12 protein-coding genes and 1 pseudogene are annotated in these 13,988 nt (G+C 66.7%); 11 read left to right on the forward strand and 2 right to left on the reverse strand.

What is annotated here, in order from left to right:
- Positions 1 to 48: 48 nt before the first annotated feature.
- Both B4U46_RS18815 and B4U46_RS18820 read right to left on the reverse strand, forming a co-directional pair.
- The gene (locus B4U46_RS18815) at positions 49 to 1,308 is read right to left on the reverse strand and encodes an MFS transporter (protein WP_079428925.1); all 1,260 of its coding nucleotides are present in this window, start codon (positions 1,306 to 1,308) and stop codon (positions 49 to 51) included.
- Between the two features lie 200 nt (positions 1,309 to 1,508).
- Positions 1,509 to 2,303: a hypothetical protein gene (locus tag B4U46_RS18820; RefSeq protein WP_079428926.1), complete on the reverse strand. Its 795-nt coding sequence runs from the start codon at positions 2,301 to 2,303 to the stop codon at positions 1,509 to 1,511.
- Positions 2,304 to 2,387: 84 nt separating this feature from the next.
- Between B4U46_RS18820 and B4U46_RS18825 the strand changes: the two genes are divergently transcribed.
- The 11 genes and pseudogenes from B4U46_RS18825 to B4U46_RS18875 all read left to right on the forward strand — a co-directional run bounded on the left by B4U46_RS18825 (position 2,388) and on the right by B4U46_RS18875 (position 13,979).
- Positions 2,388 to 2,792 carry a DUF6193 family natural product biosynthesis protein gene (locus B4U46_RS18825; RefSeq protein ID WP_221265285.1) on the forward strand — a complete coding sequence of 135 codons (405 nt, stop codon included), beginning with the start codon at positions 2,388 to 2,390 and terminating at the stop codon, positions 2,790 to 2,792.
- Positions 2,793 to 3,279: 487 nt separating this feature from the next.
- Positions 3,280 to 3,532: pseudogene (locus tag B4U46_RS39095) on the forward strand (mobilization protein); the annotation flags it as partial.
- A 403-nt stretch (positions 3,533 to 3,935) separates the two neighbouring features.
- Entirely contained in the window at positions 3,936 to 6,104 is a 2,169-nt protein-coding gene (asnB, locus tag B4U46_RS18835; protein WP_079428927.1) for an asparagine synthase (glutamine-hydrolyzing), read from the forward strand.
- Positions 6,105 to 6,114: 10 nt separating this feature from the next.
- Positions 6,115 to 7,161 carry a diiron oxygenase gene (locus B4U46_RS18840; RefSeq protein WP_159402099.1) on the forward strand — a complete coding sequence of 349 codons (1,047 nt, stop codon included), beginning with the start codon at positions 6,115 to 6,117 and terminating at the stop codon, positions 7,159 to 7,161.
- A complete protein-coding gene (locus B4U46_RS18845; RefSeq protein ID WP_237292983.1) occupies positions 7,158 to 8,405 on the forward strand; it encodes an MFS transporter in 1,248 nt (415 codons plus the stop codon). The genes B4U46_RS18840 and B4U46_RS18845 overlap by 4 nt, the downstream gene beginning before the upstream one ends.
- Before the next feature lie 50 nt (positions 8,406 to 8,455).
- Positions 8,456 to 9,244, forward strand: a complete 789-nt coding sequence (locus B4U46_RS18850) for a hypothetical protein (RefSeq protein ID WP_079428930.1) — start codon at positions 8,456 to 8,458, stop codon at positions 9,242 to 9,244.
- Positions 9,241 to 9,522, forward strand: a complete 282-nt coding sequence (locus B4U46_RS18855; RefSeq protein WP_079428931.1) for a PqqD family protein — start codon at positions 9,241 to 9,243, stop codon at positions 9,520 to 9,522. Before B4U46_RS18850 ends, B4U46_RS18855 begins: the two co-directional genes overlap by 4 nt.
- Before the next feature lie 28 nt (positions 9,523 to 9,550).
- On the forward strand, positions 9,551 to 10,501 hold the full coding sequence (locus B4U46_RS18860) for an ArsR/SmtB family transcription factor (RefSeq protein ID WP_079428932.1): 951 nt from the start codon (positions 9,551 to 9,553) through the stop codon (positions 10,499 to 10,501).
- Between the two features lie 319 nt (positions 10,502 to 10,820).
- Positions 10,821 to 11,576, forward strand: coding sequence for a dTMP kinase (locus B4U46_RS18865; RefSeq protein WP_079428933.1), 756 nt, complete (start codon positions 10,821 to 10,823; stop codon positions 11,574 to 11,576).
- Positions 11,577 to 12,015: 439 nt separating this feature from the next.
- A complete protein-coding gene (locus B4U46_RS18870) occupies positions 12,016 to 12,795 on the forward strand; it encodes a class II aldolase/adducin family protein (RefSeq protein ID WP_257790381.1) in 780 nt (259 codons plus the stop codon).
- Positions 12,796 to 12,887: 92 nt separating this feature from the next.
- Positions 12,888 to 13,979 carry a histidinol-phosphate transaminase gene (locus tag B4U46_RS18875; protein WP_199848310.1) on the forward strand — a complete coding sequence of 364 codons (1,092 nt, stop codon included), beginning with the start codon at positions 12,888 to 12,890 and terminating at the stop codon, positions 13,977 to 13,979.
- Positions 13,980 to 13,988: the final 9 nt, after the last annotated feature.

Here is a 13,988-nt window from a genome sequence, read left to right on the forward strand (position 1 = left end):
GAATCTGCCGGATTTCCGTGGACGTTGAGTGCCTAAGAGTTGTCGCCCTTAGTCAATGAAAACGGCATCCCCGCGGTTACCCGCTGGCACAGCCTGGGTTGCTTCGAGACGCCCCAGTCGGAGGGCAACAAACAGTGTGATGAGAGCTGAGCACACGACCGTCCCACCGCCCACGCCGAACGCAAGCCGCGGGGAGACGTCAACGAGAAATGGCAGAACCAGCATTCCGGCTGTGCCGCCCGCTCTAATGACCGTTTGGTCGACCGACAGCAGGCGCAGCCGTTCTGCCGGAGCGAATGCGCCGAGGCGTGCGCGTAGGGTGACGCTCGTAGCCGGGGTGACGATGCCCGTCAGCAGGGCGAACAGAAGCAGCGCGGGCAGGTCGAGCACCAGGCCCATGCAGGCGGTCGCCGCGCCCTGCAGAGCCCACGCACCGCAGCAGACGGTCAGCCAGCCGCCCGAGCGCCGGTTGCTCGCGAGAGGATTACCCATCACCGCCCCGACGCCCACGGCCGCCGTGACGAGTCCGTACACCGCGGCGCCCGCTCCGTACCGGGTGGCGAGCAGGGCAGGCATGCCGATGGCAGTCACGGCCGAGCAGAACAGGGCTACGCCGTGCAGGCCGATCGCCAGTCCGACCCGCGGGTGCTCACGCAGCACCGGCCCCGCCGGGACGGACGACCGCACCCTGCCCTCGGGGCGCTCGGCAGCTCCATCTGCCGAGGTCGCGTAGCGGCGAGCCAGCCAGCGCAGCGCCACGGCGGACACGGCAAACGTCGCGCCGTTCAAGGCGAAGAGCTGTACCTCGGAGACGAAGAGCAGCAGCAGGCCGATGCTGGCCGGGCCCGCGATACGGGCGATGCGGCCCGTGAGGTCGAGGAGACCAGTGATCTGCTGCACCCGCTCGGGTTCGACGAGATCGGGCACCAGGGCGCCGAGGTTGGGGTCGAACAGCGCCCCGAGCGTGCCGAGGAGCAGCACACCGGCGAGCAGCAGAGCGATGCCCGGCGCGTCGGGCGACCACAGGAACGGCAGCGCGACCGCGACCGCTGCCCGCGCCCCGTCGACCCATGCGAGTGCCTGGTACGAGGAGAAGCGGGAGACGAGCCGCCGGCCCACGGTGCCGAGGGCGATGTACGGCAGCGACTCGGTCACCGCGACGAGGCCCATGAGCGAGGCCGAGCCGGTCGCGGCGTAGACGACCCACATGACCGCGAGGGCATAGAGGCGGTCCCCGAGGACCGAGAGACTCTGTGCGAGCCACAGCACCAGTACGGGCCGCCGTCGCAGCAGCCGCAGGTGTTCCATGCGTCCTCCGGGCCGAGCCGTGCCAGACCGGGCACAGCAGCCCCGGCCGAATCGCGGCCCACCCTAGGCCCCATCGGAGCAACCGGCGCAGCGTTCTCCCACACCTCACACGAATGCGGCACGCCCGGTACTGATCACGGCGCATCCAGCCGGGTCACCCCTTCCGGCGGACGCGATTGTTGGGTGCGCAGCAGCACTGGTCATGGCATCTTCGACCACTCCCCGACCATCTTTGCCCAAGCCGCTGTGTCGGCGAGGAAGGCTTCCCAGCCGCCGTCGCGCATGTGTCGAGACCAGCGAAAGCCCGGCTTGAGCTGCAAGTGATCGCTGAGCCCGCAGGTAGTGAGCACCGCGAGCTGGATAACAGCGCTGAGAGAGTTCCGCGCGTGGTGCGAGTGGACAGCCATTCTCTCGCCGGGGGTCTTCGTAACGATGCCTGCGTGCTCAGGGGGCTTCTGGGCCTTGTCCTGATGTGCGAAGCCGTGGCGCACCTTGACCATCGCGTCAAGGAAGCCCGCCGCCTCAGCCGCTTGATACGACTTGTTTGCCACACGCCATCCCGTGCCGTAGCCAAGCTCGCTGGGGCTGACCTGAACGTCCAAAGACCAGTCTGGGATGGGGTCATACCGGAAGAAGGTCCAGAACAGCCGGCCAACGTTGTTCGAGTTGGGTGTCTGGACTATGCCCTTGGGGCCGTCGATCTTGTACCAGTTGTCCTTGGGGGGCGTGGCTTGGCTGTCCTGAGTCTGAGCAGCGAGGGCGAGATCCTCGCAGAATGCCTCCCACGCGCCGACAGAGGCGACGACGACCGCGCGATTGAGCGACTTGTGCTGAACCTTCGGCTGGCCTGCACCCGTCTTGTAGCCGCGCGCCAACCGCTCTGCCGTGGTCTGTTGGAGTTGGGATTCGACGACCTCGTGGATGAGCCGTGCGTCTCGTAGGTAGTCGACGAGGTTGATCAGTGGCGCTTGGAGCGGATGTGGTGTGTTGGTCATGTGGTTCTCCCCGAGTGCGGCTACTGGCTTACCGATATCAGGCACCCCGCCGGGCAGCCACTGCTTTGACCGGCGCCGAGGAGGATGTACGGCGTGACAGCAGACGACGTAGACAGCGACGTGGTGGAAGCGGCATGGCAGAGGCTGCTCCGATCGGACCAGGTGAGCGCCGAGCTGGTGGCTGCGGCGTACGCCGAGCCGAGGCTGCGGGAGCTTTTCCCCTGGATCGGCATGTGGGAGGTGCATTTCAGTCGGTGCACTGAGCACCGCTTCACCTGGGACGTCCCGTACATCGGGCCGCGGGCGGCTGGTGCTGATCACACCGGGCCCTACTACGTCGAAGGTCCCTCCCGCTCTGAGTGGATCGGTGAAGCTGCCACGGCGCGGCAGGCGGTCGCCATGGTGGTCGAGCGGCTGCCGGCCGGTTGCGGTCCTGCGTTCGTCGGGACCGCGCAAGCACTAGCCGAGCGAGAGAACGCGGGGCGGTAGCCACACGCCGTAGCGGTCAGAAGGGCAGGTCAGGCCGCGTGTGAAGTGAGCCCGCTGTGAGCCCGGACGCCTACGGACGGGGTGTCACGGGCCGGTGGTCGGGTGGCCGGGGCACCCGTTCTGACCAGCCGGAACGGCATGGGCAGGAACGGGGCCCCAGCCGATATCACTCGGGCTCCTCGACTTTTAATCCGTTGGTTGTCGGTTCGAGTCCGACATGGCCTACAGCTCGCAGGCGGGGGGCACCCCCTCTGACCTGGCGCTGAGCGCCCCTTCTGGTTTCGGCCAGAGGGGGCGCTCAGTCGTTTCCCGGCCCGTGCGTGAGCGATGCGTGAGCGGACGGCACGTCATTCCCGCCACCGCCGCCGTGGGTGAGCGTGGCCGAGACGTGGCGTAGATCACGAAGGGGGACCCAGCCGGGGGCCGGCGTCCACACCATGACCGGGATGGCTTCTCACCAGTGATGCGCCACCGCTCCCTGCGGGCGTCAGGCGACGACCTTGCCTGCCGCTGGATCGCCGTACGCCACGCCGCCGACCACACCACATCCTCGCCACCACCGTTCGCGAGGACGGCCGCCGCCCCAAGCGCCACGACAGCGGCATTCGCGTCGGCGACGCATGCCGACACATCGAGAAGGACTGCGGACTGCGCCGCCTGAAGAAGGGCGACCGCACAGGGACCCGCGCCCCACCCCGGCCGAGACGCACAAGGCCGAACGCCTCGGCCGGGAGCAGAGCCCGGCGGGAAGGGCACAGCCCGCCAACCGGCCCGCGTCCTGATCACCGGCCTCCAGCACACCAGTCGACGCAGCCCCTGCCCTGTCTTATGCCCACGGTGGGGCCGCCGTGTTCGGTCAGGAGCGAATCCCTGGCCTTGTGGGCAGTAGCCGTGTTTAGCTCTTCTCACCGGAAAGGCCGGGGCCAATAAACCCCTCTGATCCGGAAATTATTGGATAGAGAGGTGATTTCACATGCTGAAGTACTCCAAGCCGGCCGCCAAGACGGTCTCGCAGGGCACCATCCTGCGCATCAACACCTGATTCTGTTCAGGTTAGTTGAAGGTGTGCATGCCCCTTGAGGGGCATGCACACCTTACCGGTGTTATCTGACGTCGGGTGTACGTGAATGTGAAGGAATGGATATGTGCGGTCTCGCGGGCATCGCCCGGCTTGATGGGCAGAATCTTGGGCCGGGAACCGATTCCCTGCTGAACGAACTGGCCGACATGATGCACCACCGGGGTCCGGACGACCGCGAGTTGCTGCGCCGTGGGCCCGTTGGTCTGGCTTTCACCCGGCTATCGCTCGTGAATCCCGCGGACGGCAGCCAGCCGTTGGTGAGCGACGACGGAAACCTTGTGCTGATCGCCAATGGCGAGGTCTACAACCACAAGGAACTCGCCGCCTCACTTCCTTCCGACGTCAAGCTCAAGACCGGCTCGGACTGCGAGGTCCTGCTCTACCTCTACCGCCGCCACGGCCTGGATTTCCTCCGTGATGTACGCGGCATGTTCGCCGTCATTTTGTGGGACCGGGCCAAGGGCCAGCTGATCCTCGCCCGCGACCGGTTCGGCATCAAGCCCCTTTACTACCACCGCAACCAGGAGCGGATCGTTCTTTCCTCGGAGATCAAGGGGCTGTTCGCCGACCCGGCAACCCCCCGTCGATTCCTCTGGGAAGAAGCGCTCACCAACCCGACGATGGCCGCCGCACCGCGGTTCACCGCGCCCCGGATGTCCACGTGGTTCGAGGGCGTGGAGAGCGTGCCGGCGGCGACGATCCTCCGCGTCGATCTCCAGGACGGCCGCACGACAGAGCACCGGTACTGGGAACTGCCCGCGGAGCGCGACGACGCGGCCGACGCGGAGTCGCTCGTGGAGCGCTACGGCGAACTGCTCCGGGAGTCCGTCCGGGAATGCGCCACCGCGGACACCGAGCTCGGCCTCTTCCTCTCCGGCGGGATCGACTCGGCGAGCGTCCTCGCGATGGCCCTCTCCGAGGTCGAAGAGGTACACACCTTCACCGCCCTGTCCGGGGGTACGCGCCTCAACGGAGACGCCGAGCACGCCCACTGGCTGGCCCGCGAACTGGGCGTCCACAACCACCAGGTCGTCTTCGCCGCCGACCACGGGCCCACTCCCGAGGAATGGACACGCCTGCTCTGGCTGACCGAGACCCCCATGACCGGTCCGGAAATCTATTACAAGCACGAGCTGCACCGGTTCGCCCGGACCGAGCGCCCGGAGCTGCGGGGCATGCTCCTGGGCTCCGCCAGCGACGAGTTCAACGGCGGATACTCGGACGACGTCGGCGGGAACTGGGACAAGTTCCTGGCCAACTTGAAGGGCATGGACCGGGAAACCCGGCTCGATCAGCAGCCGGAGCTGCGGCCCTGGTCGTCCGGCGGCATGTCGCTGCTCTCGGACGCAATGCTGGGCGACCTCCAGGGGCGGGGGACGACAGACGTCTACCGCGCCTACATCGAGTCCGAGTACCGCAAGGTCCAGCAGTACAACGTATGGCACGAGGACCGGACCGCCGCCGGCAGCGGTATCGAGGCACGCGTTCCGTTCCTCGACCACCGCCTCGTCGAGCTGAGCGCCGGCATCCCGGAGCGCCTGCGTCCGCAGCTCCTGTGGGACAAGCGCATCCTGCGCGACTCGGTGAAGTCCCTCCTCCCTCAGAGGATCGCCGAACGGACCAAGGGCCCGTTCTTCTACGGCCCCGGAACCCACTACGCCTACCGCATGCTCGTGAACCTGATGCGGAGCAACAACCAGGAACTCGTCGAGCGGGCCCTCTCGGCTCCCGGAGCGGACGCCTATCTCGACGCGGACGCCGTCAGACAGCAGCTGGCCCACTTCGGCAGTGGTGACACCGACTCCGCGTCCGTCGAGCTCCTCATGCGCGTGGTCAACATGGGACTGCTCTCGGAGCTGGTGGAACAGCCCCCGATCCTTGAGAAGATGTCCGCCGGCGCTCCGCGGACCGCTCTGCCGAGCGGACAGGACCCGATCGCCGCGACGGAGGAGCTGTTCGCTCCCGCTCGTGAGTACGACCTCGACCAGATCACCGCACTGGCCGAGGAAGCTCTCCTGCTGTCGGACGAACAGGGGAACTGGTACCTGACGGGCCAGGGGCAGATCGAGTTCGTCCTGGAGGACGGGACTGCGATCCTCGCCGTCCTGCGCCTCATGGACGGCCGGTCCACCCTGGCCACGGCCCTCAGCCAAGCCGGTGTGGCCTTCGACGATGTCCGCGCGGAGCTGGACGCCCTCTTCGAGCAGCGCCTCCTCTCCACCACCGGCTGAAGGCGGCCCCGTGTACCTGCGCGCATTCAAGGAGCAGCTGCTGAGCGGGCCCGTCGAGGCCAGGCCACACGACGGGGAGTACATCAGCCGCTTCGAACGCTGGGATGCCTTGGCGAGTGTGCGCAGGAGGCCCCGGCGGGACTTCGAAGGCAAAGACCCCGGGCACTTCTTCTTCCCGCCGGAGCTCTACCCCGTGGTACTGCACCCGATGGTCGCCTCCCGAGGGGAAGGCGTGGTCAGGGGACTGCTGCTGCAACGTCTCTACGACTACCTGGACTTCACGACCGAGCTGGAGAACCTGGCCGTCATACCCGTAGCGACCAAGATCAGTCGTGGCCGCTCGGGGCTGAATTTGCCCGAGCACATGAGGGCGGATGCTCACAAGATAGTCACCGACGAGGCCTGGCACGCCCAGTTCTCCGATGACTTCGCCCGTCAGATCGCCACCTCGACGGGCTCTGCGCGCCTCGGCGCGGAGAATTCCGCCGGACCCTCGTTCGTCACGCGACTCGACGAACTGCGGGACCAGCTGCCCCATGCCCTCAGGGGCGTGGAGGGCCTGCTCTTCGGGATCGTCAGCGAGACACTGATCTCGGGCATCCTCTCGGACATTCCGAGGGACGACCGGCTGCCCTCCGCCGTGCGGGAACTCGTTCGCGATCACGCCGAGGACGAAGGACGCCACCACGTCTACTTCCGCTCGGTACTCAGGCACCTCTGGCCCGCGCTGACGCCTTCGGAACGACGCGACGTGGGCCCCCTCGTACCCGGAGCGATCCACGCGTTCCTCGAACCGGACTACGACCGGGCCGCTTACCACCTCGGCGGCATCGGCCTGAGCCGCGACGAGATCGATCAGGTCATCTCCGAATCCTGGCCGGCTCACCAAGTCCGGCACGACATCTCCGCAGCGGCGTCCCAGCTCACGCGCTACTTCGCCGAGGTGGGCGCGCTGGACGACGTCCGGACGCGGGACTCATTCGCACAGGCAGGGCTGGTCGGCACCGTCCGCGAGTCCGAGCAGACCGGCTGCACGCCGAGGGAGGTCACGGCGTGACCACAGAGACGACCGCCGCACCCAAGGCCGGCGTGGCTCAGGTGTTCTGGAAGTACTGGCTGGCCACGACGGTCAGCGAGGTCGGCTCGGCCATGACCGCGGTGGCCCTGCCGCTCGTAGCGGTGACGGCCCTCGACGCCACCGTTCTGCAGACGACGCTGCTCGCGGCCACGAGCCAGGTGGCATGGCTGATCCTCTCGCTGCCTGCCGGAGTCATCGTCCAGCGTGCCCCGCTACGGCGCCTGCAGGTGACCCTGGACCTGGTGAGACTGGTGGCGATCGGCTCCGTACCGGTGGCCTGGTGGCTGGGGCAGCTCACCTATCCCCACGTCCTGCTGGCAGCCTTCGTCAGCGGCCTGGCAACCGTACTCTTCGCCATCGGAAACACCACGTTCCTGCCGGCCATCATCGAGAAGGACGAGCTGAGCTCCCGCAACAGCCTGATGTCGGGAACCCTCGCGGTCACCCAGACCGGCGGACCTTCCCTGAGCGGCCTGCTCATTCAGCTCACCGGGCCCGTCGGTGTCCTGGCCATCGACGCGGTCAGCTATCTGGTCTCCGCCGTCACCCTGCGGACCCTGCCCGAGCGCAAGCCCGCCGCGCAGCCGCAGGCCAGCCCCCTCCAGCTGATCCGTGAGGGCTGGAACTTCGTGGTCCGCCATCCCGTCATGCGGCCGACCATGGTCTATGCCACATTGATGAACTTCGTGAACGCGGCCCTGGTCGCCCTGACACCGCTGTACCTGGTACGCGAAGTGAAGGCATCGGCCATGGTCGTCGGGCTGGTCATCGCCATGGACGGCGTGGGCGCGCTCCTGGGCTCGACCGTCGCGACGAAGGTGTCCCAGCGCGTGGGAACCGCACGGGCCATGATCGTGGCCAGCGCGTTCGGCGGAACACTGGCGCTGGCCATTCCGCTGACGACCTCGATGACGAATGTCTTCTTCTACGGGCTCGGCATGGCCGGCTTCTCCTTCGGCGCCGTCATCGGCAGCATCATGGCCAGGACCCACAGGCAGACGGACTCGCCCCCGGAGCTCCTGTCCCGGGTGATGGCCACGGTCCGCTTCGTCTCGTGGGGTGCGCTGCCGCTGGGCGCCGCGCTGAGCGGCTTGCTCGCGTCGGCCACGGGAGTGAGGACGGCGCTGTGGGTCACCTGCGCGAGTACCCTCGTCGCGCCCTTGTTCCTCCTGCTGTCCTCGGTGGGTCGTCGCCGTAACCTGAGCGATCACCCCCAGGGCTGACGGGCGTCCGGTAGCAGGAATTGGTAGGTAAACCGGTGAAAGGCCATGGAATGCAGACAGCGACAACAGACGGCTGGCTGGCAGCTGTCGAAGCGAGGAACCTGCTGCCCGAAGGGACCCTGGCGGCGTATGTCGTCGGCTCCACCGCCCGCGGCTGGGACAACGCACGAAGCGACTTCGACATCTATGTCGTCCTCGATGCCGATGAATTGCCGACCACGCCGAATTCGATCCCTCTGCCGCTTGACCCGCCCTTTATCCGAAGTGAGGTCTTCTTCGAAGCGGGGAAGCGCTGGGAGGTGACCTACTGGCTCGACAGCCAGATCGACCAGATACTCTCCAAGGTCTCCTGGGAAGCCTACGAAGCAGGCACCATCGCCGAGAACACTCTGGTCAAGAAGGAAGAGCAGTCACTGGCCCGGCTGGTCAACTGCCTGCCGCTCCGCGGCCAGGAATGGCTCGATCAGGCCAGGAAGAAGCTCGCGGAGACGGCCTTTCGGTCGTTCACCGTCGTCCGCTCCCTGGTACTGGCCGATGACGCCGTCGAAGACGCTCTGGGACAGATGGACGCGGGCGACCTGTACAGCGCCACGATGTCGGCCCGCATCGCATTCGGTTATTCGATCGACGCGCTCCTCGACGGAGAAGGAGAATACGGAAGCCACCAGCCCAAGTGGCGCCCCAATCGTTTCAAAGCGGCAGCACCGTCGGCGATTTCGTTCGAGGACTACTGGAAGATCGAGACCATGCAAGATTTCGACCCTGCCGACCCCCGACCGTGGATCACAAGAGTCCTCACCATTTGCCAGGACATTGCCATGCGCGTGGAGACCTCATGAGCGAGCAGACCACGCGCGACCTCGACGCCGTACCCCGCAGGGTGCTCGGCACGCGCATCCGCCTGGTCCGAGGCGACTACTGGATCGGCGGGGAGGGCGACGCCCTCCAGCTCACAGGGCCCGCCAACATCATCTTCGCCGCCCTGGACGGCCGGCGCAGCGTCGCGAGCGTGATCCGGCTCGTCGTCACCGAATACGACGTCGACCCGGAGGAGGCCGCCGCGGACGTCTGGGAGTTCCTCGACGACCTGACGGACAGAGGCATAGTCGCGTGGTAGCAACATTTCCCAGCCGGGCCCCGATGCCTTGATCCGGCTGCAGATCGATGACGCGACCCTGTACAGGACCCGCCTGACGATCAGTCCCCTGTGGGAGACGATCGGCAGCCTGGCCATCCTTGCCCGCTATCGCGGAGACGTCCCGAACCCGTACACGAACTGGGCCCGGTCGGTCCGGCCCGGGATGCCGGCCGAGCTCAGCCGGGACCTGGTGGACGCGATGAGACACCGCGACTCCCTGCTCCTCGATCCGGGCTTCGTCCCGGTGCCGAGTCCGTCCCGCAGCAGCATCACGGACGAGTTGGAACACCTCCGGGCCACGCAGCCCCGTAACGACCGAACAGACCGTATCATCGGCCTGCTCGAGCGGTACTGGGACTGGGCGATCGCTCCTCACTGGGGTTCGATCAGGTCTTCCCTGGAGGAGGAAACCCTCTTCCGGGGACGCACCCTCGTGGTCCAGGGTCCCGAGGCGATGCTCCACGAGCTGGACGGCCGGGTGATGTGGTCGCACCCCACACTGACCGCGCCCTACCATCACGACCTCGATCTCACCGTGACGCAGTCCCAGTTGCTGCTCGTGCCGACGGTCTTCGCCGGCGGCCTCCGTCTCTTCGGCAGACAGGAGGATGCGATGGCGATGGCCTACCAGGCACGCGCCACCGGCTACTTCCACGTGCTTTCCGAGTCGGTCCTGAACCAGGAGTCCGACGACCGGCTGGCGCTTCTCCTGGGCAAAGGCCGGGCCCAGGTGGTCCGTGCCCTGGAATCACCCCAGACCACGACCTCACTGGCCGGCACCCTGGGTCTGGCGAAGAGCACCGTGTCCCAGCACCTCACAGTGCTGATCGACTCCGGGATCGCATGGAAGCAGCGGGTGGGCGGCCGGGTCTTCTACGAACTCGACAACGACGGGCGGGCGTTGCTCGGACGGCTGGGGCAACCGAGTCGGGTGGCCCGGTCGTCCATCCCCGGGTGAGCAAGGACGACACGGCGGTGCGCAAGGACCGCTCCGGGGGTGCGCAAGGACCGGCCCCGGGGGATCAGGAGTTCACCCCAGCGGACGGCGGCGGACCCGAAACGGAATCATCCACCCGATCGGCAAACGACCGTATTCCCTTGTAACCACCGGCTTTGGCCTCATCGGGCCACCGAAGACTGGAATCGCATTCGGCAATCGGACAACCTGTCATTCACCGCATCTCATTCCCCGAGACATCACAGGTTTACGGTTTACAACCCGCCCACTGCGCCTTTAGGTTCACTTGAGAGTCGGCGGGGGGGCCGAGTTCAGAACCATGGATTCACCGGACAGAACTTGTGTCCCTGGTGCGCGCCTTCCCTCCTTCGATAACGGAACGGAACAGCTCACAAGGGTGGTCGAAGTGCGCGCACAGCAAAACCCTGCGGAATCGGGATCCAGGACCGGACGCCTCGTGGCCGTAATAGGTCTGGACGGAGCCGGCAAGTCGTCCCAGGTACGCATGCTCGGCGAATGGCTCCGCTCCCAGGGCGTCCCGGGCCAGGCCCATCAGAGCGTCACCATGGCACCTGTCCGCAAGGCCCTCAACGCCATGGCCGAACAGGAAGGTCTGGCAGACCACTTGGAGCTCATCGGCGGCGAGACCATGCGTCTCGTCTCCGCCTGCTCCCAGCTGGCCCGGGTCGCCGCGTTCGAGCCGATCCTCAAGACGTCCCCCGACATCGTGATCCTCGACCGCTTCGTCTACTGCCAGTACGCCCTGGCCAAGGCGGAAGGGGTTGGTAGCGTAGATTTCCTGCGCAGGCTCCTCGGAAACGCGCCCAAGCCGGATCTCACGATATTCCTGGACGTATCCCCGGCCGAAGCGGTACGCCGGATCAACATACGCGGAATCGACGAAGAGAGCGCGGAGTTCCTCGAATCCTTCCGGTCCGCGTACATCGATCTCCCCGAGTTCACCGAATTCGTTTCGGTTCCGGGTGACGGCGACTTCGAGACGGTGCAGCTCGCGATGAGACAGGCGATCATCGACGCGTTCCCCGAGAACTTCGCGAACGTCGCGGCCACCTGAGCCTCTGCTCTCGTCGCCGACCCGTCGGCCGGCGGCTGTATTTCCCGCTGACATACGGAATCGGAATCTGACGGACCAGGCTTCGGGCGGCGCCTGAACAGGCGCCCCGAGCCGCTGTGAGCCGTCCTGATACCTGTCACCCGACACCTCACCAAGGCCCGGCACTCCGAGCCGCTTCGAGCCACGCCACGTCGATTACCTCGGCGATGCCGGTGGCCCTCGTCCTCACGCCCGGCCACTAGGGCCATCGCCCGGCGCCAGCCACCCATGGGCCGCCTGATGCGTCGTCGCCAGCCGCCGTGATCGCAACACACCTGGCGCTGAGCGAACCGCGAGGCAGCCGAACCTGCGGGTTCGACTTCAGCAATGCACCCACCAACGAGGGGATCACGTCATCAAAGGCTCCATCGTTCTGGTCAACGACACTGACGAACTCGAAATCGTGCGGTCCATCCCTCAGGAGCGGCAGCACCGACTGACGCAACTGATCGCCGCACTCCGCCTGTTCTCCCGATGGGGGTACGACGAAGGCGAGGGCTTCGCCGGACACTTCGCGTGCCGGGACCCCGAAGTGACGAACGCCTTCTGGGTCAACCCCGTCGGGGTGCACCTGTCGATGATCGACGTCGACGATCTCGTACTGCTCGACTACGAGGGCAACGTGCTGGCCGGCCACCACCCCGTCAACATCGGCGCTCTGGTGCTCCACTCCCGCGTGCACGCCGCCCGGCCGGATGTCGTCGCGTCAGCACATTTCCATTCCCCGTACGGACGCATCTGGGCCAGTACCGGCCGGGTACTCCCGATCATCAGCCAGGACACCTGCGCCTTCTACCAGGACCAGGCGGTGGACCACGAATTCGGCGGTCTTCCCCACAGCTTCGAAGACGCCCAGGCAACCGCCGAGTCGCTCGGCGATATGAACACGCTGATCATGAAGTACCACGGCCTGCTCACCGTCGGAGCCTCGGTGGAGGCAGCCGCCTGGCGCTACATCACCCTGGAGAGGGCTTGCAAGGCGCAGGTGCTGTCCGCGGGACTCGGGCCGCTGGAGCCGATTCCGCACGATGTCGCCCTCAAAACGCAGCGCTACGTGGCCTCCGAGGAAAGCGCGCGCGTGCAGTTCCAGCCCCTCTACGACTACATCGAACACGTCGACGGGGCGTGGACCACTGACGCGTCCCGCATGCCCGTGGTGCCCACCGCCACTCCGGTCTGATCCCCTCCGCCCTCAGACGGCCTGCCGCAAGGCGAACCGGAGGCCTGGTTACGGCAATTCGTGCGGATCAGCCCACCATTTCAGGAGGACCGTTGAAGACTCAGCTCACCCGGCCGGAACTGGACAGCTTGCCGTCCTACCTGCCCAGCCCCATCCCGCTGGACAGCAGTGGGGCTCCGCAGGTGAACAACGCCGCGAGACTCGCGCTCAACGAGCTCCCTTTCGGGCCGCTGCCCGGCGTTCTCGACGCGATCATCGCCGCCGCCGGTGACACCAACCGATATCCCGACATGGCAGCTCTGGCCCTGCGCAAGGCATTGGCCGACCGACACGGACTGACACCGGATCGAATAGTGACCGGCTTCGGGTCGGTCTACCTCCTTGAACTGCTGCTGAAGGCCGTATGCGCACCGGGCCAGGAGTTCGTGTTCTCCCAGCGGTCCTACGAGGCATATCCAGTCGTCGCAGTGGGCGGCAGCCTGCGGCCTGTAGCAGTACCCTGCACCGATGATTTCCGTCAGGATCTCGACGCGATGGCGGCGGCGATAACCGCCGACACCCGAGTGGCCCTCATCTGCAATCCAAACAACCCGACCGGCACTGCCGTCACCCGTGCGGAGCTCACCAAGTTCATCGACTCCGTCCCGGAATCGGTCCTGGTCGTTATGGACGAGGCCTACGGTGAGTTCGTCACGGATCCCGAGGTGCCGGACGGCTTGGTCGAGTACAGCGACCGCCGCAATGTCGTGGTGCTGCGCACCATGTCAAAGGCCTGGGGCCTTGCGGGCCTGCGCCTGGGTTGGCTGGCTGCCGCACCGGAAGTCGCCGAAGCCATGCGCAAGCTCCTCGCCCCCTTTGCCACGAGCACCATCGCCGAAGCCGCCGCACTCGCCGCTTTCGGGCAGGAGGACGAGGTGCGCCGCCGGGTCGACTGCATCACTGCGGAACGTGCCCGCATGTTCCCGGCACTGAAGGAATTCGCACCCCGGACCCCGGAGTCGCACGCCAATTTCTTCTGGCTCCCCATGGAAGATCCCGCAGCCTTCGCGGCACACTGCGCAGCCGCCGGGGTGCTCATCCGCGACTTTCCCGAAGCCGCCCGCGTGACCGTCGGCAACCCCGCAGAAAATGACCGGCTGCTCGCGATAATAGCCACGGCGGACAGACTGCTGGAAGCCGGGTAAGGATCGACC

It is taken from the genome of Streptomyces katrae (genome assembly GCF_002028425.1).
GTDB lineage: Bacteria > Actinomycetota > Actinomycetes > Streptomycetales > Streptomycetaceae > Streptomyces > Streptomyces katrae_A.

Bases quoted from the DNA above. Each gene is read 5' to 3' on its own strand.
- B4U46_RS18825 (WP_221265285.1), top strand. From the start codon at position 2,388: ATGTACGGCGTGACAGCAGACGACGTAGACAGCGACGTGGTGGAAGCG.
- B4U46_RS18850 (WP_079428930.1), top strand. From the start codon at position 8,456: ATGCAGACAGCGACAACAGACGGCTGGCTGGCAGCTGTCGAAGCGAGG.
- B4U46_RS18820 (WP_079428926.1), bottom strand. From the start codon at position 2,303: ATGACCAACACACCACATCCGCTCCAAGCGCCACTGATCAACCTCGTC.
- asnB (WP_079428927.1), top strand. From the start codon at position 3,936: ATGTGCGGTCTCGCGGGCATCGCCCGGCTTGATGGGCAGAATCTTGGG.
- B4U46_RS18815 (WP_079428925.1), bottom strand. From the start codon at position 1,308: ATGGAACACCTGCGGCTGCTGCGACGGCGGCCCGTACTGGTGCTGTGG.
- B4U46_RS18855 (WP_079428931.1), top strand. From the start codon at position 9,241: ATGAGCGAGCAGACCACGCGCGACCTCGACGCCGTACCCCGCAGGGTG.
- B4U46_RS18865 (WP_079428933.1), top strand. From the start codon at position 10,821: ATGGATTCACCGGACAGAACTTGTGTCCCTGGTGCGCGCCTTCCCTCC.